A 21972-nucleotide genomic window follows, 5' to 3' on the forward strand; every position below is an offset into this window, starting at 1 on the left:
TGAAGCGCTCGCCGCCCGGCACATCCGGCGGCGAGCGCGCGTGACGGCATTGCGGCGGGAGATACACGATGTCGATACATAGCAGAGTCAGCCAGTGGCGCAACGTGGCGCGCTTCTGTTCCAGTCGGGCAGTCGACTACGCCGAGCTTCTGGCGCTGGAGCTCGACGAGGCCAAAGCGCGGCTCGTACGCGAGGTCATCGCGATGGTCGTGCTGGCAGTCGCCGCCATGTTCACCCTCTCGTTTCTATGCGTGGCCATCATCGTCTCGGCGTGGAATACGCCGTACGTGGTCGCAGTCGCATGGGGCGTCGCGGCGGCGTGGCTCCTCATCTCCATTGCGACCTTCGCGATGATGAAGACGCAAAAGCCCGCCGAGCCGTTGCACGTTCTGCGCGACGAAATGTCGAGCGACCTCGAAGCCCTGAAGGATGCCCTGAAATGAAACACGATCCGCTTCGGCATCAGCAACATCGCGTGATCATTCTCGAGCGCATGGCCATGTCGCGCGCGCAGTTGCTGTCCGCGAATCTCGCGCTGCGCACACCGTCGCGTCATCCAATCAAGGGCGGCTTGCCGGCCGTCAACGTCATGAGTTCGCTCGCCGACACGCCGTACGTGGCGCTCCTGCTCGCGGCCGGTGTCGCCGCGGCGCTGCTCGGACCGCGCAAGGCGATCGGAACGCTCGCGCGAACGAGCGTGATGGCATGGCTCACCAGGTCTGCGCGAAGCGTGTTTCAACACTAGCGCACGGTGCGGCGCTGCGATGTCCGCGCCGCGAATTTACGCGCGCGATGTAGCAACTATCGCGTGACGCAGCGCGCGGCGCGTTTCATGCGCAATGTCGCAATGTTCGCAAGGCGCCCATGTGGGCAATGCAGCCGCGAGCCGATGAACCCTACAGTGTGGAGGACTTTATGAAGGCGCTTAGCTGGCATGGCAAGAAAGACATCCGGTGCGACACCGTGCCAGATCCGAAGATCGAACATCCGCGCGACGCGATCATCAAGGTGTCGAGTTGCGCGATATGCGGCTCCGATCTGCATCTGTACGACGGCTTCATGCCCGGCATGGAATCCGGCGACATCATGGGCCACGAATTCATGGGCGAGGTCGTCGAAGTCGGCAAGGAAAACACGGCGCTGAAGGTCGGCGACCGCATCGTCGTACCGTTCACGATCATTTGCGGCGAATGCGATCAGTGCCGGCGCGGCAACTTCTCGGTGTGCGAGCGCACGAACCGCAACAAGGACATCGCCGACAAGATGTTCGGCCACACCACAGCGGGCCTCTTCGGCTATACGCATCTGACGGGCGGTTATCCCGGCGGCCAGGCGGAGTTCGTGCGCGTGCCCTTCGCGGACAAAACGCACGTCAAGATTCCGGACGGCCTCACCGACGAGCAGGTGCTTTTTCTCGGCGACATCTTTCCGACCGGCTGGCAAGCGGCAGTGCAATGCGATATTGAACCGACGGACACCGTTGCGATCTGGGGCGCGGGTCCGGTCGGGCAAATGGCGATCCGCAGCGCCGTGCTGCTTGGCGCCAAACAGGTGATCGCAATCGACTGCGTGCCCGAGCGTCTTTCGATGGCGCGCGCGGGTGGCGCGGTCACCATCGACTTCAAGGCCGAGAGCGTGCTCGAGCGATTGAAGGAACTGACGGGCGGCAAAGGCCCCGAAAAATGTATCGACGCCGTCGGCATGGAATCGCACGCCACGCGCTCGCTCGACTCCATGTACGACCGCGCGAAGCAGGCCGTGATGCTCGAAACAGATCGCCCGCATGTGCTGCGCGAAATGATCTACGTTTGCCGTCCTGCCGGCACGTTGTCGGTGCCCGGCGTGTACGGCGGGCTGCTCGACAAGATTCCGTTCGGTGCGTCGATGAACAAGGGCCTCACATGGCGCATGGGGCAAACGCACGTCAACCGCTGGACCGACGACCTGTTGCGGCGAATCCAGCAAGGGCAGATCGATCCGTCGTTCGTAATCACGCATACGGTCTCGCTCGATGAAGGCCCGCGCATGTACAAGACGTTTCGCGACAAGGAAGACGGCTGCATCAAGGTCGTGCTGAAGCCTTGATGTTCATGCCGTTGTTTTCCATTGACCATGCAAAGCGTGCTGCACTTTTTGACTACCTGAGCCGCGTCGATGGATCGCGGCCCAACACACGAAGGTGATGCAAATGGATTCACGTAACGAGTCGAAGCAGGAGGGCGTTCGCGCGCTGAAGGAAAAGCTGCCGCAGCCGGATTCCGTCGCGCGCGGTCTGGCGTGGTTCAGCATTGCGCTGGGCGTCGCGGAACTGGTTGCGCCGCGCATGATGGCGCGCGCCGCCGGTGTGAATGCGGGACCGGGGGCAGTGCGTTTCTATGGATTGCGCGAGATTGCTTGCGGCGTCGGCATTCTTGCGTCGCGCAATCCGCGGCCGTTCTTGTGGGCGCGTGTCGGCGGCGATGCACTCGATCTCGGCACGCTGGCGCTGTCGTCGAATAAATGGAGCGCGCGCGACCGGCAACGCGCGACCGTCGCGGCCGTCAACGTCGCATGCGTCACCGCGCTCGATGTGTATGCGGCGAAAAGCGCGGCCGCCGCGCCGCGTCTGCCGTCGGTCGACTATAGCGATCGCACGGGTTTTGCCAGGTCGGCGGAGGAAATGCGCGGCGCCGCGCTCGCGGACTTCGAAACGCCACGCGACATGCGCGCGCCCGATGCGCTCGCGCCGTACACGCGCAGCGGTCAGTCAGCGACGCAGGCGAATGCTGGACGCACGGGTAGCGCGACGAACGGCGCATAAGTAAGTGAGTGCGGGAAGCGTACCGGCAGTGCGGCGGTACGCTTCGCCCGGCCGGCTGTCCGGCGGCGTGATGCTGGCCGCCTGACTCTATTTATTGCTTACTGCCGCGCTAATTCACGCGGACAAATCATCCTTACTGGTCGGATGCCCTTTCGCGCCGCCGGGTTCGAGATCCGGATCGACGTGATCGTGCTCGGGCGTGTATGGCCCTTCCGACGGATGATCCTTGTCCTTCGCAAGTAGCGTGGCGTCCATGCTTCCATGCGGACGCTGTTCGACTTTGCCGTCGGGATTCACTTTCACATCGCCATCGCCGAGTTCTTCACGCCGCTGGTCCGCGCGTTCGACGGGATCGGACGGTTCCTGATTCATCGCTTTCTCCTTTCGGTTGGGTTCACGCATTCGTCGATGCACATCGGGAATCGAGCAAACGCGATACCTGCGGCGCGCTCGCCGCAACGCATAGGAGAAAGGGTGCTGCACGCTAATTGCTCGGCGGCTAAAAGGCACTGCAACCGTGCACCGCAGGTCGCCGAAAACGAGCGGCAATTCATCCTTCACCTCACCGCGGGCGGCAACGCCTGCAAGGACGCTTCTTCATAACCATGACAGTCGACCAACGGCTTCGCAGCATGCGCAAGACCATGCGCGACATGTTCGGCATCGCGCGTTTGCGCACGGGGCAGGAGGACATCATCCGCAGCGTATTGCAACATCGCGACACGCTTGCGACGATGCCCACCGGCGCGGGCAAATCGCTGTGCTACCAGTTACCCGCGCTGCATCTTGAAGGCACGACGCTCGTCGTGTCGCCGCTGATCGCGTTGATGAAGGACCAGGCGGACAAGCTGCTCGCGGCGGGCATCGACTGCACGCTGGTGAACAGCACGTTGAAAAGCCGCGCCGAGCGCGAGGCGCTGCAACGCATTGCAGCGGGCGACAGCGGCATTGTGTTCGTGACGCCCGAGCGTCTCGCGCAGCCGGCGTTCATCGAGACGTTGCGCGCGCGCCCGGAAAATCGCGTCGGCCTCGTGGTCGTCGACGAGGCGCATTGCGTGTCGCATTGGGGACACGATTTCCGTCCCGCGTTTCTGGAGATCGCCGCGGCGGTGAAGGCGCTCGGGCAACCGCCCGTGCTCGCGTTGACCGCAACGGCGACGCAGCGCGTGATCGACGACATCGTGCATTCGCTCGCGCTGCGCGACCCGCTTGTGGTTCGCACGGGCACGTATCGCGAGAATCTGCGTTATCGCGTCGTGCAGGTGAGCGCGGCAGGCGGCAAGGACGGCGCCGCGCGCGCGATGGCCGCGAAGCGCGAGCAACTGTCGAAGCTGATCGGATCGCTCGGCGGCGCCGGCATCGTGTATGCGGCCACCGTGCGCGACGTCGACCGCATTTACGGCTGGCTGACGGAAGCCGGCGAATCGGTGTCGCGCTATCACGGCCGAATGTCGGCGGCCGCGCGCGAAGAGGCGCAGGAGCAGTTTATGTCGGGCGCGACCCGCTTGATGATCGCGACGAACGCGTTCGGCATGGGCATCGACAAAGCGGACATACGCTTCGTGATTCATTACCAGATACCTGGCAGCCTCGATGCCTACTATCAGGAGACAGGCCGCGCGGGCCGCGATGGCGAGCCCGCCGATTGCGTGCTGCTATTCGATCTGAACGACAAGCGCATCCAGCAGTTCTTTCTTGCGGGACGCTACCCGAGCGTCGAACTGGCGCAACGCGTGTATGACACGCTGGCGGCGCGTGTGGGCGAAGAACCGAAGGGTGTGACGCTCAAGGCGCTGAAGGATGCGTTGCCCGATGTCGGCGCAGGCAAGCTCGAAGTCGCGCTGAACATGCTGGTCGACGCACGCGTAGCCGGCCGCGACCGGCAGCGCCGTTATCGTCTGCGAACGCATGAGGATGCGCGCGAATCGGCCCGTGAATCCACGCGTGACACCATCGCGAAAGCCGCGGCGCAATTCGAGCAGATGAGCGCGCATGACAGGGAAACGCTGCAGGCAATGATCGACTATGCGCAAACCGGCCAGTGCCGCTGGCGCGCGATCCTCGACTATTACGGCGACACGCCCGCCGTTGAGCGCTGCGGCGTGTGTGATAACTGCGTGCGTCCGCCGCAAATCGACGTCGCGCCCGACGCGATCGTTGCTGGCGCAACGTCAGCGGACAAGGAAGCGCCGCGTAAGAGAAGCGACCCAGTCAAACCGCGCGTCTGGGCGCCGGGCGATGCAGTACGCGTGCCGCGTTACGGCGCAGGCGAGGTCGCGCTCGCGAGCGGCGAACAGGTGGCCGTGCAATTCCCCGACGGCAGCACGCGCACCTTTCTCGCGAGCTATGTGAGGGCCGGACGCTGAGCCGCGGGCGCGCTTGGCGCGCCCGCTTCTGAACCTGCCTCCGAACTCGCCTCCGAACTCGCCTGGATTCGCGCGCGGAAGTAACGCGCGGTGTGCTGCAGACCGTCGTCGAGCGAGGTTTGCGGTTGCCAGCCGAGCAACTCGCGCGCGCGCGAAATATCCGGCTGCCGATGCCACGGATCGTCGGTCGGCAACGGATGCAATTCGAGCGGCGAATTCGATCCCGTGATCGCGACGATCCGTTGCGCGATCTCGCGCATGCTGACTTCGTGCGGATTGCCGAGATTGACCGGACCGCCTGGGTCGTCGGCGGAATTCATCAGGCGGATAAACGCGTCGATCATGTCGTCCACATAACAGAACGAACGCGTTTGCGAGCCGTCGCCATAGAGCGTGATCGGCTCGCCGCGCAGCGCCTGCATCATGAAGTTCGACACCACGCGGCCATCGGCGGGATGCATGCGCGGCCCATACGTATTGAAGATTCGCGCGATGCGGATCGACAGGCCATGCTGGCGCCGGTAGTCCATGAAAAGCGTTTCCGCGCAGCGCTTGCCCTCGTCGTAGCACGAGCGCGGGCCGATCGGATTTACATGGCCCCAGTAGTCTTCTTTCTGCGGATGCACGAGGGCATCGCCATACACTTCGCTCGTCGACGCCTGAAAAATCCTCGCCTTCACGCGCTTTGCGAGGCCCAGCATGTTGATCGCGCCGTGCACGCTCGTCTTGGTGGTTTGCACTGGATCGTGCTGATAATGAATCGGCGATGCGGGACACGCGAGGTTGTAGATCTGGTCGACTTCGACATAAAGCGGAAATGTCACGTCGTGACGCATCAGCTCGAAATTCGGGCAGTCCAGCAGATGCGCAATGTTGTCCTTCGTGCCGGTGTAGAAATTATCCACGCACAGCACGTCATGGCCCTGCGTCACGAGCCGCTCGCACAGGTGCGAGCCGAGAAAGCCGGCGCCGCCTGTGACGAGAATCCGCTTGCGGGTAAGTTCTTTCATGTTGCGTCGTCCTTATGATGATGCGGCGAAGGTCGTCAAGACGCGCCGCTCATGCGGTAACGTGCAGCAACGCTTCGTGCCAGTCCTGCGCGAAACGGTCTATGTGGAAGCGCTCGAGCGCGGTGCGCCGCGCGCCTTCGCCCAGACGCCGTGCTTCCGCCGGGTCGCGCAGCAACTCGTGCATCGCGTCTTCGAGCGCATTCACATCCGTATGCACGAAGCCGTTTTCGCCGTTGCGAATCACCGTCGCGAGTTCGGTGGTCGCGAGGCCGATGATCGGCATGCCGATCGTCATCGCCTCGACAATCGCGAGACCGAGGCTCGTCCAGCGAATCGGATTGAAGAAGAAGCGATAGCGCGCGCTGAACGCGGCGAGATCCAGATTGCCGACTTCGCCGATACCGTCCAGCCGCTCCGCATCCATGCCGACGAGATCGAGCGGAACACGCGTGCGCAGGTCGGCGAACACGTCGGCGCCAAGCCGCCTTCCGCGCTGCGCCAGATGATTGACGACGACAATGCCGCGTTCCAGTTCGCCGCTGTAGCGCACGCCTTCCGGCACCACCACGCCGTGTTCGATCACGCGCGTCGGGGTCACGCCGCAATCCCACATCAGCCGGTTGAAGTGGGTGACATGGACCAGCAGCGTGTCCGGGTCGTCCACCCAATGCCATTGCTGGAACGGGTTTTCCTGCGGCGGATCGTGCTCGATATAGACGCGCGGCAGGCGCCGTTGCGCCTCGCTCAACACGTGCTCGCGGTCGTATTCCCAGTGCGTTTTGTGCTGATACAGGATCACGTCGAATTCCTGATCGGGCACGTCGTCCGCATTGATTTCGTGGACGTTGTCGCCCCAGGGCAGCACGCCGACCTTGCCCGCATAGCCGGGCGGATGGCCCGGCTTCGTGACCAGATAGAAGTCGTGCGGCGCCTGAGTGAGGTAATACAGATAGTTGCCGTGGACGTGCCATGTCAGCACACGCAGACGGCGGCAGTTACGCAGCATTATGCAACTCCTCGAAGGGCCCGCTTCCGGTCTGTGTATGCAACGCGTACGGACCGGCGGGACGGGCGCCGTGAACCTCGGCCAGTTGCGCGCGGGCCGTCTCGACCACGCGCTCGACGCCGATATTCAGCGCGCAAGGATGGCCGTACGGGCACTCGCGGAACATGCACGGACGGCACGGCGGATAGTCGGCGAGCACGCGATGCCGCGCGTGGTCGAGCGGCGCCCAGCGCCGTGTGTCGCTGCCCGATGCAATCACCACCGACGCGGTCGCCACGGCCGCGGCGATATGCGAAATGCCCGTGTCGTTGCAGACCACGAGCCGCGCATGCGCGACGAGCGCCGCCAATCCGCCGAGCGACGTCGCGCCGGCCAGGTGCAACGCGGGCGCGGTCATGGCGCCGAGCACCTCGCCGGTAAGCGACGCTTCAGCCGCGGTTCCCGTGATCGCGATTTGCCAGCCGTCGGCGGCGAGACGGTCCGCGACTTCGGCGAAACGCGCGGCGGGCCAGCGGCGCGAGGGCAATTGCGCACCGGGATGAACCAGCACCAGACGCTGTGCTTCGATACCGTGCGCGGCGACGAGCGACGCGTATTCATCGCCATCGCGATCGCTCAGCGGAAACGACAAGTGCCGCTCGGTGGTGTCGGCGCCTAGCGCGCTCATCAACGCAAGATAGCGCTCGGGCTCCGGCAAATCGTCGGGCCAGCCGATGAACACGCCATCGCGCGGCGGCTCGTCCGGCTGCACGAAGCCTGCATAAGCGCGCGCGCCGAACTGAAGCAGCAGATCGTTCGCAATGCCGCCGCTGCCGTGCAACTGGATCGCGAGATCGAAACGTTGCGCGCGCATCCGTTCATAAAACGCGGGCAGGCCGTCGTTCGATTCGCGCTGCTCGGGAAAGCCTTCGGCGCCCGGAAAAACGATCAGCTCATCGACCAGATCCGCGTAACGTTCGACAAACGATTGCGCCCACGGCAGACCGATCAGCGCGATATGCGCGTGCGGCGCAGCCGCGCGCAGCGCCCGCAAAGCCGGCACCGCGCAGAGCATGTCGCCGAGTTGCAGCGCACGAAAAACGGCGATGCGCCGCGGTGCGAGTGACGCGATGAACGGGCCTGCATTCATAGAAAGAGCACCTTGTAACGTACGGCGCCGTAAAGCCGCCAGTAGATCGAAAGGAACGGAATCGGAATCGACGTCCACGCCATTTCGGCGATGTGCCGCAAACCGCGGTCCCGTCCGCGCAGGCGTATCGCGCAGAAGTAGGCCGTCAGCGCGAGCCATGCGACAAAGCCGAGCGTCATGGTGGTCGTGTCTCCGAGCACGACGCCGATCAGCGCGGCCAATGCGGCGCACAGAATCAGGTAATAGAGAAAAGGAGGCGACGAGCGAATCCGCGCCTTGAACAGTTCGGGGTGCTTCTTGTACAGCAGCGCGTCGAACTGGCTTTTCTTTTGCTGCGAAATGCTGACTCCCCAACGCGCCGGCCGCACGGGATGCACGACGACCGCCTCGTTCGCGCGCACGATCTTGCCGCCCGCTTGCAGCAGCGCGAACTGCAGGTCGGAGTCCTCGCGCCACGCTGATGTAAACCGTTCGTCGAAGCCGCCCGTCATCGTCAGAAAGCTCCGGGCGACGAATACATTGGCGGTTGCGAATTCGGCGCGTTCGAGTCCGCTTGCATCAGCTTCGTAGTCGGTCGGCACGGCGGGCAGCGGCACGACGATTCTGCCCGCGGCGGCCGCCGCGCCCTGGCGAATCGCCGTGAGCCCTTCTTGCAGCCAGTGCGGATCGGGCAGCGTGTCGTCGTCGGTGAAGGCGATCACCGGCGAGCGCGCCTGCTGCCAGCCCGCATTGCGCGCGCCGGCCGGACCTTGCGTGCGGGTGACGGGCACATAGCGCACCGTGAGCCCGCGCTTCGCCTGCTCGGCCGCAATGTGAGCGACGCAGGCGCGCGTCGCTTCGTCGGGGCCGTCGTCGCAGACCACGATTTCATAGCGGTCGACAGGGAAGTCCTGCTCGGTCAGCGCGCGAAGGCACGCCGCCAGCATGTCGGGCCGCCGGTAAGTCGGCACCACCACGGACACATCGAGGTGCGCGAGCAGCGCACCCGGATAGCCCGCGGCGATCGGCTCCGTCTCGTCATGCGAACGACTGAAGCCGCCTGTTACGTCCATCGGTCCCGTAGCGGATGGACTCATGCGCTATCCCTCGCTTTCTCGACGAGAAACGGGCCGATCACGAGCGCGTCGAGCGGCGAGGTCCAGAACGATTCGACCGCGTCGCGCGGCGAATTCACCATCGGCTCACCGCGCGTATTGAACGACGTGTTGACGAGAATCGGCACGCCGGTGCGTTGGTTGAATGCGGCGAGCAGATCGTAATAGAGCGGATGCTGCGAACGGTTCACGGTCTGCACGCGCGCGGTGCCGTCGACATGGCGCACGGCCGGAATGCGCGCGGCCTTGTCGGCGTGCACGTCGAACACGAACAGCATGAACGGCGCGACCTTGCCGTTCACGAACCATTCGCTCGCATGCTCTTCCATGACGACCGGCGCGACCGGCCGGAAGTCCTCGCGGTCCTTGATCTCGTTGAGCTTCGCCTGCATGTGCGGATCGACGGGCGACGCGAGAATCGACCGTGCGCCGAGCGCGCGCGGACCGAATTCCGTGCGGCCCTGATACCAGCCGATCACCTTGCCGCTCGCGAGCAGGTCGGCGGTTTCGCCGGCAATGTCGTCAAGCCGCCGATAGGGAACCTTCGACCATTTCAGGAACTGCTCGATTTCCTCTTCGGGATACTCGGGGCCGAGGTACGCATGGTCCATCGTCCAGTGACGCTTGCGGTCGCCGCGCTCGCTGCGTTCGCGATAGTCGATCCACAGCGCCGCGCCGAGGGCGGTGCCCGCATCGCCCGCGGCGGGTTGGACCCATACGTCGTCGAACGGGCCCGCGTCGCGCAGCTTGGAATTCATCACGCAGTTCAACGCCACGCCGCCCGCCATGCTGAGCTTGCGCAAGCCGGTCTTCTCATGCAGCCAGCCGGCGAGTTGCAGCACCGTTTCCTCGAGCACGCGCTGCAACGAATGCGCGATGTCGAAGTGGCGCTGTTCGAGCGGGCCGCCGCGTTCGCGCGCCGGTCCAAAGCGCTTGACGAGGCGCGGCGCGTCGACCGTATAGCTGCCGTCGCCGCGATAGCGCACGATGTCGCGGAACACATCGACATATTCGGGCTTGCCGTACGACGCGAGCGCCATCACCTTGTACTCGTCCGACGAATGCAGAAAGCCGAGCCAGTCGGTCACGGCTTCATAGAGCAGGCCGAGCGAGTGCGGCAACTCGACCTGTTTCAACCGCGTATATTCGCCGTCGACAAATTGGCCCATGCTGGTCGTCACGCCTTCGCCGCGGCCGTCCATCGTGAGCACGGCGGTGTCGTCGTAAGGCGCCGCGAGAAACGCGCTCGCTTCGTGTGCGAGGTGATGCTCGACAAAATGCCACTTGAAGCCGTTGTTGCGGTCCACGCCCTGAAAACGCTTGCGCAGATGATGCGGCGCACCGTCGAGCAACTGACCCTTGGCGTTCGCGATATAGCTGAGAAAGAGCGGGTCCCACGGCGATGCGGACGGGTCCGTGAGGCGCGTGTTGGCCGGATCGAACGGCAGTTCGATGGTCGCGCCCGGCTGCTTCGGCATGCCGCCGAACAGGCTCGGGTCGTACGAATACGCAACGTGATCGACGTCGGCAAGCGTGATGCCGGCGGCTTTCAGGCAGTAGTCGATGGCATCGAAGGGCAGTTGCCAGGTCGAGAACGGCACCGGACGCTTCGCATGTTTGACGTGCGTGAAGCGTTCGTCTTCGGCGGCGGCGAGCACCACGCCGTCACGCAGGATGGCTGCGGCGCTGTCGTGATAGACGGCATTGATTCCGAGTGTATACATGGGCGTTCGCAGTAGAAGTGGGTTGTCAGGGCGCCACCGGTTGTTTGGCGAGCGGCTGTGCCGCGTCGCTTTCGTGGTGGGCATTGGGTGGGTTGTCGGAAGCACGGCGCGCAGACGGCGCGTGTGACTGCGCTTCGGCGCGCAACTCCAGCGCGGCTGTCACGACTTCGCCGGGCGTCACGCCGAGCAGACACGCGTGATGATGTTGCGGACACTCGCTGCGATAACACCAGCGGCATTCGACATCGCGAAACAGCACGCGATGCGGCGTCTGCCACGGCGTGTGCTGCGGATTCGTCAGCGCGTAAAGATCGACGACGGGCGTGGCAAGCGCGGACGCAAGATGGACCGGTCCGCTGTTATTCGACACCAGCACGCTGGCGCGCTCGATCAGCGCCGCGAGTTCGCCGAGCGACAGCGCCCCGCTCATATCGTGCAGTTGCGCGCGAACGCGAGGCGCGGCCGCCGCGATCACTGCATCGACCAACGGACGCTCGCTCGCGCTGCCGGTGATCAGGATAGGTGCGCCGGTTTCCGTGGCGAGGCGCGTGGCCACCTGGCCGAAGCGCTCCGGCGGATAGCGGCGCGATGCGGCCGTTGCACCTGGGTGCAATACGATCCACGGGGCGCGGTGTTGGGTGCTGCCATTTGCGCGGCTTTTCGCGTCACTATGCACGCCGCGTGCCGCAAGCTGCTTCGCAAGCGCGCGCCTATCCGAATCCCGCACAGCGAAGCGCATCCGCGTATCGGGCGCTTGTGCGCCGACCTGGCGCACGAGATCGAGTTGCCGCTCCACCTCATGACGCGTGCGCTGCTGCGGCTCCGGTTCGCGCAGCCAGTCGCTGAGCAACGCATAGGGATTCTCGCGGCAATGCGCGAGCCGCCGCGGAATGCCCGCGAGATAACACAGCATCGCAGCGGGCAACGGGCTCTGACTGTAGACGGTGAAGATCACGGCCGCGTCGAAGCCGCCGTGCCGCAAGCGCTCCTGCATGCGCTGATCGTCGGCGAGCGAGCGCGAACTCGCGGCTGGATTCGCGACCCACGGCGCTTCGTATTCGATCACGTCGTCGACATCGTCCAGATACGGCGCGAGCGCGGCGCCGCTGCGCGAGCCGAGCAGCGTGATATGACGGCCGGGGCCCGACTCGCGCAACGCGTGCAGCGCGGGCGTGGTCATCAGCACATCGCCGAGGTTGTCGAGCCGCACGCACAGAATCCGCTTGATGTCCTCGCCCCAATGCGCGAGCTGCGGACTGTCGGGCACGCGAGCGTGCGCGAGTGTCGGCTGGGCGATGAGGAGGGGCGCGTTCATCGAGCGGTTTCCTCGCCGGCGGGCGCGGGCCGCGATACCGCTTCGACACTGCGCACGACAATCTGCGCAGCTTCGTATAAATCAGCGGCGCGCGCGCCGGGCACGCGCTGCGGGCCTTCAATCCACTCGGTCTCGTGGCCGTTGTCGAGCAGAATTGTGCGGCATCCGGCGCGATTGCCCGCTTCCACGTCGTCGAGAATGTCGCCGATGAACCAGCTTCGCGCGAGATCCAGCCGATGCTCGCGCGCCGCGCGCAGCAGCAGTCCGGGCGCAGGCTTGCGGCAATCGCAGGCGGTCGCGTAGGGCGCGACCGTGCCGTCCGGATGATGCGGGCACCAGTAAGCGCCGGCGAGCGTCGCGCCGCATTCGCTGAACATGCGCGCGAGTTCGGCTTCCACCTCTTTTAACGCGGCGCGCTGAAACTTACCGAGCGCGACGCCCGACTGATTGCTGATCACGAACAGCGCGAACGGCTGGCTCGCGAGCAGCGTCAACGCTTCGCGAGCGCCGGGTGCGAGGCGCATCAGCGAAGGGTCGATGTTGTACGGCACGTCGTCGAGCAGCGTGCCGTCCTTGTCGAGAAACACAGCGGGTTGCAGCATGATGATGGCGGTGCCGAAAACGTGAGCGATTCGCCGGAAGCGGACAGTGCGTCCGCCCCGGCTCGACGAAACTGGCTGCGCTGATAGCGCTGCGACGACGCGCGGTGTTCTAGCGGAACGACGCGCCGGCCGCCGCGCGCACGCGAACCTCCACGCGTTCTTCTTCCGCGGTCTTTGCCGGCACGAGCCGCGCGGTGCGCATATAGATTTGCGCGAGCGCTTCGCCCACGCCGCGCCACGTGAACTCCTTGCGTGCGCGTTCAAGGCCCGCTTCGCCCATCCGGCGAGCGAGCGCGGGGTCGCGCCGCAACTGGTCGAGACGTGCGGCCAGCGCAGCCGGATCGCGCGGCGGCACCAGAAAGCCGGTGATGCCGTCCGCCACCGAATAGCGGATTCCGCCGACGTCCGCGCCGATCACCGGCGTGCCGCACGCCATTGCTTCAACCGGCGTGATACCGAACGGCTCGTACCACGGCGTCGTCACGAACACGTCGGCGGCGCTATAGAAGTAGCGCAATTGCGCGCGCCCGCGCCGCCCGACGAAGTGAGTCTGGCCGGCGACGCCGCAGTCGCGCGCGATGCCGCGCAAGCGCGCGATTTCCGGCGTGGCCTTTTCATTCGGCGCATCCGAATTGCCGCCCACGATGTACAGCTCGGCCGACGCGCTGAAGGCTTGCTTCAGCACGCCGACGCCACGCACGACGTTGTCGATGCCCTTGCGCTCCACGAGGCGTCCGAGTTGCAGCACGGTGAACTGATCCTGCTGCCAGCCGAGTGCTTCGCGGGCAGTGGCGCGGTCCATCGGATGAAACTCGTCGGCGTCGAAGCCGCACGGCACAGTCTGAATGCGCGCGGGGTCGGCCCGGTAATGCTCGATCAGGTCGGCTTCGTCCTGCGGGCATTCGGCGATCACCACGTCGGATTGCGCGACGAGGTCGTCTTCGATTGCGAAGCGCTCATCGGGAAAGCCGTCGTTCGCGCCCTGATGTATCCGGCGCACGCGGCCGAGTGCATGGAACGTCGTGACGAGCGGCACGCCGAGCGCCGCTTTCACTTTCAATGCCGCGAGGCCCGACATGAAGAAGTTCGCGTGCATCACGTCATACGGCGTCTTCTCGCCGCGGAAGAACTCGATCAGGAACGCGGCGAACTCGTCCATGAACGGCAGCAGCCGTTCTTTCGGCAACTGCATCGGCGGCCCTGCCGGCACATGAATCACGCGCACGCCGTCCATGTCGGAGATGAGCGGCAGCAGCGCGCGGTCGCGCCGCGTGAACACGTCCACTTGATGGCCCATCTCCGTGAGTTCACGCGCGACGTTCGCGACGTAAATGTTTTGTCCTCCGCTGTCGACGCCTCCGGCGACGGCGAGGGGCGAGGCGTGTTCACTGATGAGGGCGATCTTCATTGACATTCCTTCGCGAGATAGGCATTAGCAGGGCGGGCATCGCGCGGTTTGCTGAGCACTCTTATGCAATTTCCGCCGATACGACGCTGTTACCCGGCCACAGCATGTGGTGTGCCTATGCGCGGCAAGGCGCGCAAGAAACGTTGATCCGACAGTGGGTGCGGAGAAGCGCTGTAGCGTTCCCTTTTTCGCGGGAGGGAAGCGGTGTGGCGTTCCCTTTTTCTACAACCCGTCATGTAATTTCGAGTAGTACTTCCTGGAGAAGCGCGAATTTTTTTCTCTGCGATGCGAGAAGAATCGCGCCTGTCGTCGCGGTCTCGCGTGTGCTAAGTTTTGTCCGACGGCGGGCGCATCGTTTGCTGGTCACTGGCCTCGGCGCGCGACTCGACATGCCGCGTTTTTCGTCGCGCCGCTTTGTGAATCCGCATAGTGGAATCTAATGCCCGTTGCAGCATTGTTGCTGCGGCGGCTCTCTCAGGGACCTCATGCCGAACCCCGCCACGCTGCCCCGTTCCCAGTTGACCCGCCGTATTGCCGCCGACCTGACGCGCGCGGTCTGGCGCTACCGCAACCAGACGCTCGCCGCGTTGCTGCTGATGATCTCGGCAAAGCTCGCGACCGTGCTGATACCGCTCGTGCTCAAGCATGTCGTCGACGAATTGGGGCACCCGGTCGCGCAGGCGTTCTTTCCGGTGTTTCTCGTATTGACGTATGCGTTGCTGCGTTTTCTCGGCGACGCGTTGAACGAAGCGCGCGACGTGGTGTTCAGCATCGTGGCGCAGCGCACGGTCGCCGCATTCACCGAGCGGACCTTCGCGCATCTGCACCGCATGAGTGCGCGCTTTCATACGAAGCGCGAGACAGGCGCGATTGTGCGCGATGTGCAGAAGGGCGCTGACGGCATCGGCTTTCTGCTTGGCGTAGCGCTCTTTACGATCGTGCCGACCGCGTTCGAAATCGTCACGATTGTCGCGATCATGGTTCACAATTACGCGCGCGAGTTCATGATCGCGATTGCCGCGACCTTCGTCTGCTATGCGGTCTATACATTCATCTTCACGCGGCGGCGCGTCGCGTTCCAGCGCGCGGTGAATGCGCTCGAGGCGCAGTCCGATGGCCGGCTTGTGGACAGTCTGCTCAATTACGACACCGTCAAATATTTCGCCACCGAAGACACCGAAACGCAGCGCCTTTCCGCCGTGCTCGACAAGTGGGTGCACGCGAGAACCGCGAATCAGCGTGCGCTGACCGCGTTGCATGTCGGTCAGAGCGCGGTGATCGCGTTCGGTATCGGCGCGATCATGCTGCTCGCGGCGCAGCATGTGGTGGCGGGGAGCATGAGCGTCGGCGATCTGATTCTGGTGAATGCGTACATCATCCAGATCTGCATGCCGCTCAACACGCTCGGCTTCGTGTTTCGCGAGACCAACGACGCGATGGTGAATGTCGAGCGCATGTTCGAGATACTCGCCGCGCGCGGGCGTGTCGGCGAGGATATTGACGAGCCGGCCGCGAAACCGCTGATCGTGAGCGCGGGGCAGATCTCGTTCGAGCATGTGGACTTCGGCTACGACCCGGCGCGGCAGATTCTGCGCGACGTCGACTTTCATGCGTATCCTGGCAAGACGCTCGCGATAGTGGGTGGAAGCGGCTCCGGAAAATCGACGCTCGTGAAGCTGCTGTTTCGCCTTTATCAGCCGACGAGCGGCACGATACGCATCGACGGACAGGACATCGGCCAGGTCACGCAGAAGAGTCTGCGCGAGGCGATCGGCATCGTGCCCCAGGACACGGTGCTGTTCAACGAGACGATCGCATACAACATCGCGTATGGGCGGCCTTCCGCCACCCGTGCGGACGTGGTGCGGGCGGCGCGCGCGGCGCAGCTCGACGAATTCATCGAACGATTGCCGGATCATTACGACACGCGCGTGGGCGAGCGCGGCGTGCGGCTCTCCGGCGGCGAGCGGCAGCGCATTGCGATTGCGCGCGCGATTCTGAAGGACCCGCGCATCATCGTGTTCGATGAAGCGACGTCAGCGCTCGACACGCGTTCGGAGCGCGCGATACAAACCGAGTTGACGCGCCTCGCGCAAGGCCGCACATCGATTGTGATCGCGCACCGGCTCTCGACCGTGGTCGACGCCGACTGGATTCTCGTGATGGAGCATGGCCGCGTGGTCGAGCAGGGCACGCATCGCGAACTGCTCGCGCGCGACGGCGTCTACGCGAAGATGTGGTCGCTGCAATGGCAGCAGGGCGAACTCGAGCACGCGCAGCGCAAGCTCACCGCGCAATCGGTCAGTCTCGCCGCGCTGATGGCCGGCGTGATCGATGCGCTGCACGACGAAATCGCGGCGCGGCGCGTGACCTTGTACCCGCAGATCAGTGACAACGATCTGCGCGTGACGGGCGACCCGAGCGTGCTGCAACCGCTGATCGCCGATTTGTGCCGCAACGAGATCGAGCACGCGAGGCCCGGGCAGCGCATCGAATTGCGCGTCGAGCGGCATAACAATCAGGTCTGGGTGACGGTGCTCGGCATGAGCGAGAAGCCCGCCGAATTGTCGCAGGCAGCGGCGCGTCATATGGAAGAAGCGCTGTCCGCCGCCGGCGGCAGCTTCACGCTGATGCCGCTCAACGGGCGGCTCGCGTATGTGGCGATGCTGCCGCTGCGTCCCGTGGCCGATGCCGAATCGAGTACTCAGGCGGCGGCGCCCATTGCCGATGCCGACGGCGCCGCGCCGCTCGAAGGCCTCTTCGTGATGGCGATCGACGATCAGGAAGATGCGCTCGACGCGCTCGAAGCGGTGCTCACGGCGAGCGGCGCACGCGTGCGCACGGCGTCGTCGGGCAAGGAGGCATTGGACTGGTTCGCGCAGACCGCGACCACGCAATGGCCGCATGCGTTGCTATGCGACATCGTGCTCGCCGATGAAGACGGCTATGACGTGCTGCGCCGTTTGCGGCGGCTGGAAGCCGACCGTCAGTTGCCGTTGCAGGACCGCGTGCCGGCCATCGCACTGACCGGCTACGCGCAGGCCGAAGACCGCATGCGCGCGAAAATGGCTGGTTTTCAGGCACATTTGACGAAACCCGTGGCACCGCAGAAGCTGATCGGCGAGATTCGCAACCTTGCGATGGCGACCGCGCGCACTGGCGCGTAGCAACTTTTCGGTGCGCTCGCTTGGATCAAGCGATTGAGATCACGTGCTTGCGTCGGCTTTGCCAACCGTAGCCTTCGCGCGAGTGCTTGGCGCAGGCGCGGCCATCTGGCGTTCGCCGATGTGCACGCGTTCGCGCAGGTTGAGTACTTGAGGCGGTACGGGCCTGCGGTTTTTCAATGCCCACGCGAGACCGCGCAGCAGTGCGAGGCCATCGCGCGCAAGCGTGCCTTCGCGCGAGAACGTGGCGAGCGCCTGCGCTGTTGCGCGGCACCCTTCCGGCCACGGCAGCCGCAGCCACGCGACCCATGCAGCATTACGCGCGAGTGTGCGCCGCCGCAAAGTACTATCGCGCGCCGGCGACGGATGATGATGCACCGTCAGTTGATCGCAATAGACAATCGCGTGCCCGGACGCGAGCACATCGAGCGCGACAAGTTCTTCTTCTCCGCCGATGAAAAGACGCGGCTCGTAGCCGCCCAACTCGCGGAAAAGCGACGTGCGAAATACGCATGCGCCCGCCATGTAGCCGATCAACGCGGGCCCCGGCAGTCCCTCGCTGCCGAGCGGACTCGCGCGCATCACCGAGCACATGGGGTCCGTGATCCTGTCTTCGCCCACCACGACGCGCCCGCTCAATACACCCACGTTGGGCCACGCGTCGAGCAGTTGCACCGCGCGTTCGAGCGAGCCCGGCTCCCACCAGGTGTCGTCGTCGCAGAACGCTACGTAGTCTGTGCCGACGCACTCGGCGGCGCGATTACGCCCGGCTGCGCCGAGATTTCCTCCGCATTCGATGATGCATACGGTCGGAAAGAGCGTCCTCACCAGCGCGACGGTATTGTCATTCGAGCCGTTATCCGCCACAAAGATGGGCGGATTTTCTGGAAGGGCGAGTAAGCGCTCGAGGGTGGCCACAAGCTCGGAGGCGCGGTTGTGTGTCAGAACGACTACCGAAATGCGCCGGGAAAGCGGTTTTTTATCCATGCTGTTCTTTGTTCTTGACGGGGCGATTCCCGCTTCAAGCAAACGATGTGCCGTTCGCTTTCAACTGGCTTCAGGTTTGGCCTCCGGTTTTTTTTACGCTCGTTGTAGTCGCCAGTACTTTTCCTCGCAATAGAGCGTGGTTTCGGCATCAGGGCCGAATGCGCGTAGTTGGCTCGCATACGCGGCAATCGCTTCGCGCTTCATCTGTTCATGCGAAACTGATTGGCGCGCGGCCGCGGCGAGGTCGTCGGCGGGACTCAGCAGGTAACCGCGCTTCGTCAGTTCTTCAATGCGATCGGGAACCGCGTGTTCCATTCGTCGATACGGAATCTCTTCGTAGGCGTGGAATACCGCGTCGCCCATCCCGGCGATTAACGAAAGACAGGCATCCGATACGAGTATGTGATCCGAGTGAAAGAGGCCGAGCGGGACCATGACGTTTTCGGGTTGATACGCATGGAGCGTGTGGCGCAGTGCTTCGGCCAATTCATCGCGCGACGGAGTGTGAAGGTATTGCGCGTCGCAAAACGGAAGATGGACGGGCCGGGCGCCCAGCATTTCCAGAGCATGGGCGTCCTCCTGTTTGCGCGCTTGCATTGCTTCGAACGCGTCTTTGAATCCCGATTGCCGATCCCAGTCGGTCGACATGTTCTCGCCTGGCGGCGCAGTGAAAACGGTGCAGACAATGGCGGACGGGCTCGCTGTCAGCAGCAGTCCACAGCTCAATACGGCATCGTCCAGATGCGGAGAAACGACGAGTAGGCGGGCGCGTGATTGCATCATTCTTTGATGTAAGTTGTATGGGGCCGGGGGAGCGCTTTTAGAAGCAAATCGCGGACCTGGCTTCCGACGTTGTGGCCGCGATCGCATCCGGGAATGCTAGTTGCTCGCTTGGTCGTCGTACCGTTTTTTGCATGAGACCACGTGAGCGAAGCAAAGAACCCGTCGATAGCGGCGGTGCCCGTCGAAGTCCGCCGCGGGCAGATCACGGAGAAGCTGCCGCGCGAAGTCTTTCGCGAACGTTTCATGGCGCGCTTCTACGACCCCGCATTCCGCGCGGAAGACGAGGCGCTCGCGCGGCTCGAAGCGATAGCGTGGGACGCCTATTCGCACGCGCGTAAATCGCCGATAACGGCGAAGGCCGGCGCGGGCTATGCCGATCCCGACTACGAACTGTCCGTCGAATGGCGCGCGGCGAGCGAGCGCATCAAGGCCGCGCAAGTCCGGCAGCGCGACCCGGCTGGCCGTTCGCGCGTGCTCATCGTGAATGCCTCGTCGCGAAACGACTATACGTGCCCCAGCGAAATGTCGAAGAGCTTCCGCCTCGGGAAAATCGCGCAAGGCGCGCTCGAGCGGCGAGCGTTCGACGTCGACTTCCTCGATCTGTCGCGCCTGAATTCCGATCGCGATCTCCATATTCATCCCTGCAAAGGCTGTGTCTCGACGGCGATGCCGCTTTGCCACTGGCCATGCAGTTGCTATCCGAATCATTCGCTCGGTCTCGTGAACGACTGGATGAACGAGATTTACGAGCGCTTTGCGGCCGCGCATGGTGTGATTTTCGTCACGCCTGTCTATTGGTATCAGGTCGCGAGCCCGCTCAAGCTGCTAATGGATCGCCTCGTTTGCGCGGACGGCGGCAATCCCGATCCGACCTCGACGCACGGCAAGACGCCCGAGGAGGCCAAGAAAATCGAGCTTGCCGGCTGGGACTATCCCAAGCATCTGGCGGGCAGGGCCTATGGCCTCGTAGTACATGGAGATGTTGCCGGTATCGAAGGATCGCGCCGTGCGCTGAGCGATTGGCTCGACTGGATGGGACTGATAGAAGCCGGTCCGAAGTCGCGGCTCGACCGCTTTATCGGCTATTACGAGCCCTATGCGACGAGCCACGCGGCCCTCGATCATGACGAGGCTATGCAGCAGGAAGTCGTGAATGTGGCGCAGGCGGTCGCCGAACGCGTCGAGCAGATTCGCAACGGATATAAGCAGCCCGACGACGCGTTGCAAACGCCGCGCGCGAAATAGGCCCCCGTCGTCGCAGTGTTTCATCAACGTTTAACGCAATAGGGAAAGGTAAGCATGACAGACAAGGAAGCGGACGAACGCCGCCGGCTCGGTGGGTGGCTGCCGAGCAACGAAGAGCAACTCGCGCAATACCGCACCGACCTGGCGGAAAAAGCTCGCGCCCGTGCGGCGCATGCGCCGCGCACGGCAGCGGTCGAACAGCTCGCCGCGCTCCTCGACGGCGATCCGGTTCTTCGCATGGATATGACGCGGGCTATCAATCAGGCGCGCGATAAGGGCTATGTACTCGGCTATTCGTCGATAGAAGAGTTGATGGTCATCATCGACTATCTGATGACTTATGCGCCGCCGTTCAGCGAAAAGAGCCTGATTCACTGCCCGTTGAATGCGGTACTCGATTGGCCGATGTGCATGCCCTCCGGTTACGCGCTCTTTCGCGACCCCGCGTTCAATCAGCAGATCAAGCATGTGCTTGATTGCTGGTGCGGATTCCTGAGCGGACCGCATTCGCGCGAGCATCTGAATACGTCGCCGCCGAACGGATGGTTCTCGCCCGAGGCCGACGAGAAGATCAACCTTTCGCAGTTCGTGTGTGATCCGGACAAGCCGTATTGGGGCTTCTCTTCATGGAACGACTTCTTCACGCGCCGCTTTCGCGAGGGCGAGCGGCCAGTGGATCAGCCGGATAACGACAAGATCATTGTCAGTCCCTGCGAGGCGGCTCCGTATAACATCCAGAGAGACGTGAAACTGACCGACAATTTCTGGATCAAGGCGCAGCCTTATTCACTGCTGGACATCTTTTCGGCCGGCCAGCGCGAGCTGGCGCAGCGCTTTGTCGGCGGTTCCATTTACCAGTGCTTTCTCAGTGCATTCGATTACCACCGCTGGCATGCGCCGATCGCGGGCGTCATTAAAAAAGCTTATGCACTGGACGGCACCTATTACTCGGACGCCGATGCGGAAGGCCGCGATCCCGGCGGTCTTAACGACTCGCAGGGCTACATTACCGCACTCGCGGCACGGGCAATCATCGTGATCGAAAGCGACGATCCGGCCATTGGCCAGGTGGGCTGCGTATTCGTCGGTATGGCCGATGTGTCGTCGTGCATCATCGAAGCACTGCCGGGTCAGCGGGTTTCAAAGGGCGACGAAATAGGCTTTTTCCAGTACGGCGGTTCGACGTGCTGCCTCGTATTCGAGCGGGACGTGATCAGCAGTTTCGTTCCGCAGCCGCCATTCGACAATGCATCGTCAATCAAGGTGAAAACGCACGTTGCGACGGCGCGCTAGCGAAACGAAGCGTTGGTTCGTTAGTGACGTTCAAATGCCGCGAAGC

19 protein-coding genes are annotated in these 21972 nt (G+C 63.9%); 8 read left to right on the top strand and 11 right to left on the bottom strand.

The window, feature by feature from the left end; genetic code table 11:
- Positions 1-68 precede the first annotated feature (68 nt).
- The 4 genes from AB6809_RS15075 to AB6809_RS15090 all read left to right on the top strand — a co-directional run bounded on the left by AB6809_RS15075 (position 69) and on the right by AB6809_RS15090 (position 2800).
- Positions 69-443, top strand: coding sequence for a phage holin family protein (locus AB6809_RS15075; RefSeq protein WP_006049332.1), 375 nt, complete (start codon positions 69-71; stop codon positions 441-443).
- Entirely contained in the window at positions 440-745 is a 306-nt protein-coding gene (locus tag AB6809_RS15080; RefSeq protein WP_006049333.1) for a hypothetical protein, read from the top strand. Before AB6809_RS15075 ends, AB6809_RS15080 begins: the two co-directional genes overlap by 4 nt.
- Positions 746-915: 170 nt before the next feature.
- Positions 916-2085, top strand: coding sequence for a zinc-dependent alcohol dehydrogenase (locus tag AB6809_RS15085; protein ID WP_006049334.1), 1170 nt, complete (start codon positions 916-918; stop codon positions 2083-2085).
- Positions 2086-2188: 103 nt separating this feature from the next.
- Entirely contained in the window at positions 2189-2800 is a 612-nt protein-coding gene (locus AB6809_RS15090) for a hypothetical protein (RefSeq protein WP_029966285.1), read from the top strand.
- A 114-nt stretch (positions 2801-2914) separates the two neighbouring features.
- On the opposite strand, the gene AB6809_RS15095 is transcribed toward AB6809_RS15090, so the two are convergent.
- Positions 2915-3172, bottom strand: a complete 258-nt coding sequence (locus AB6809_RS15095; RefSeq protein WP_029966284.1) for a hypothetical protein — start codon at positions 3170-3172, stop codon at positions 2915-2917.
- Between the two features lie 233 nt (positions 3173-3405).
- On the opposite strand from AB6809_RS15095, the gene AB6809_RS15100 reads away from it, so the two are divergent.
- The gene (locus AB6809_RS15100; RefSeq protein ID WP_029966283.1) at positions 3406-5166 is read left to right on the top strand and encodes an ATP-dependent DNA helicase RecQ; all 1761 of its coding nucleotides are present in this window, start codon (positions 3406-3408) and stop codon (positions 5164-5166) included.
- Here AB6809_RS15100 and AB6809_RS15105 read toward each other — a convergent pair.
- The 8 genes from AB6809_RS15105 to AB6809_RS15140 form a co-directional block, all read right to left on the bottom strand.
- Positions 5145-6176, bottom strand: a complete 1032-nt coding sequence (locus tag AB6809_RS15105) for a UDP-glucuronic acid decarboxylase family protein (protein ID WP_029966282.1) — start codon at positions 6174-6176, stop codon at positions 5145-5147. The genes AB6809_RS15100 and AB6809_RS15105 overlap by 22 nt on opposite strands.
- A gap of 49 nt (positions 6177-6225) precedes the next feature.
- Positions 6226-7182, bottom strand: a complete 957-nt coding sequence (locus AB6809_RS15110) for a glycosyltransferase family 4 protein (RefSeq protein ID WP_029966280.1) — start codon at positions 7180-7182, stop codon at positions 6226-6228.
- Positions 7172-8311, bottom strand: a complete 1140-nt coding sequence (locus AB6809_RS15115) for a glycosyltransferase family 9 protein (protein WP_029966278.1) — start codon at positions 8309-8311, stop codon at positions 7172-7174. Before AB6809_RS15115 ends, AB6809_RS15110 begins: the two co-directional genes overlap by 11 nt.
- On the bottom strand, positions 8308-9387 hold the full coding sequence (locus tag AB6809_RS15120; RefSeq protein ID WP_035569460.1) for a glycosyltransferase family 2 protein: 1080 nt from the start codon (positions 9385-9387) through the stop codon (positions 8308-8310). The genes AB6809_RS15115 and AB6809_RS15120 overlap by 4 nt, the downstream gene beginning before the upstream one ends.
- On the bottom strand, positions 9384-11129 hold the full coding sequence (locus tag AB6809_RS15125) for a carbamoyltransferase C-terminal domain-containing protein (protein WP_029966275.1): 1746 nt from the start codon (positions 11127-11129) through the stop codon (positions 9384-9386). Before AB6809_RS15125 ends, AB6809_RS15120 begins: the two co-directional genes overlap by 4 nt.
- A gap of 25 nt (positions 11130-11154) precedes the next feature.
- Positions 11155-12444, bottom strand: a complete 1290-nt coding sequence (waaF, locus tag AB6809_RS15130; RefSeq protein WP_029966274.1) for a lipopolysaccharide heptosyltransferase II — start codon at positions 12442-12444, stop codon at positions 11155-11157.
- A complete protein-coding gene (locus tag AB6809_RS15135; protein WP_006049344.1) occupies positions 12441-13046 on the bottom strand; it encodes an HAD-IIIA family hydrolase in 606 nt (201 codons plus the stop codon). Before AB6809_RS15135 ends, waaF begins: the two co-directional genes overlap by 4 nt.
- Before the next feature lie 109 nt (positions 13047-13155).
- The gene (locus tag AB6809_RS15140) at positions 13156-14454 is read right to left on the bottom strand and encodes a glycosyltransferase family 1 protein (protein ID WP_029966273.1); all 1299 of its coding nucleotides are present in this window, start codon (positions 14452-14454) and stop codon (positions 13156-13158) included.
- Positions 14455-14939: 485 nt separating this feature from the next.
- Here AB6809_RS15140 and AB6809_RS15145 point away from each other — a divergent pair, with 485 nt between their 5' ends.
- Positions 14940-17621, top strand: a complete 2682-nt coding sequence (locus AB6809_RS15145) for an ATP-binding cassette domain-containing protein (RefSeq protein ID WP_029966272.1) — start codon at positions 14940-14942, stop codon at positions 17619-17621.
- Positions 17622-17660: 39 nt separating this feature from the next.
- On the opposite strand, the gene AB6809_RS15150 is transcribed toward AB6809_RS15145, so the two are convergent.
- Both AB6809_RS15150 and AB6809_RS15155 read right to left on the bottom strand, forming a co-directional pair.
- A complete protein-coding gene (locus AB6809_RS15150; RefSeq protein ID WP_029966270.1) occupies positions 17661-18605 on the bottom strand; it encodes a glycosyltransferase family 2 protein in 945 nt (314 codons plus the stop codon).
- A 93-nt stretch (positions 18606-18698) separates the two neighbouring features.
- Complete coding sequence (locus AB6809_RS15155; protein WP_029966268.1) at positions 18699-19388, bottom strand: PIG-L family deacetylase; 690 nt, start codon at positions 19386-19388, stop codon at positions 18699-18701.
- Positions 19389-19601: 213 nt separating this feature from the next.
- Between AB6809_RS15155 and AB6809_RS15160 the strand changes: the two genes are divergently transcribed.
- Together AB6809_RS15160 and AB6809_RS15165 are read left to right on the top strand one after the other, a co-directional pair.
- Complete coding sequence (locus AB6809_RS15160) at positions 19602-20633, top strand: flavodoxin family protein (protein WP_029966266.1); 1032 nt, start codon at positions 19602-19604, stop codon at positions 20631-20633.
- A 54-nt stretch (positions 20634-20687) separates the two neighbouring features.
- Entirely contained in the window at positions 20688-21926 is a 1239-nt protein-coding gene (locus tag AB6809_RS15165; protein WP_029966264.1) for a phosphatidylserine decarboxylase family protein, read from the top strand.
- Positions 21927-21972: the final 46 nt, after the last annotated feature.

Source organism: Paraburkholderia sp. RCC_158, from assembly GCF_041355255.1.
GTDB lineage: Bacteria > Pseudomonadota > Gammaproteobacteria > Burkholderiales > Burkholderiaceae > Paraburkholderia > Paraburkholderia graminis.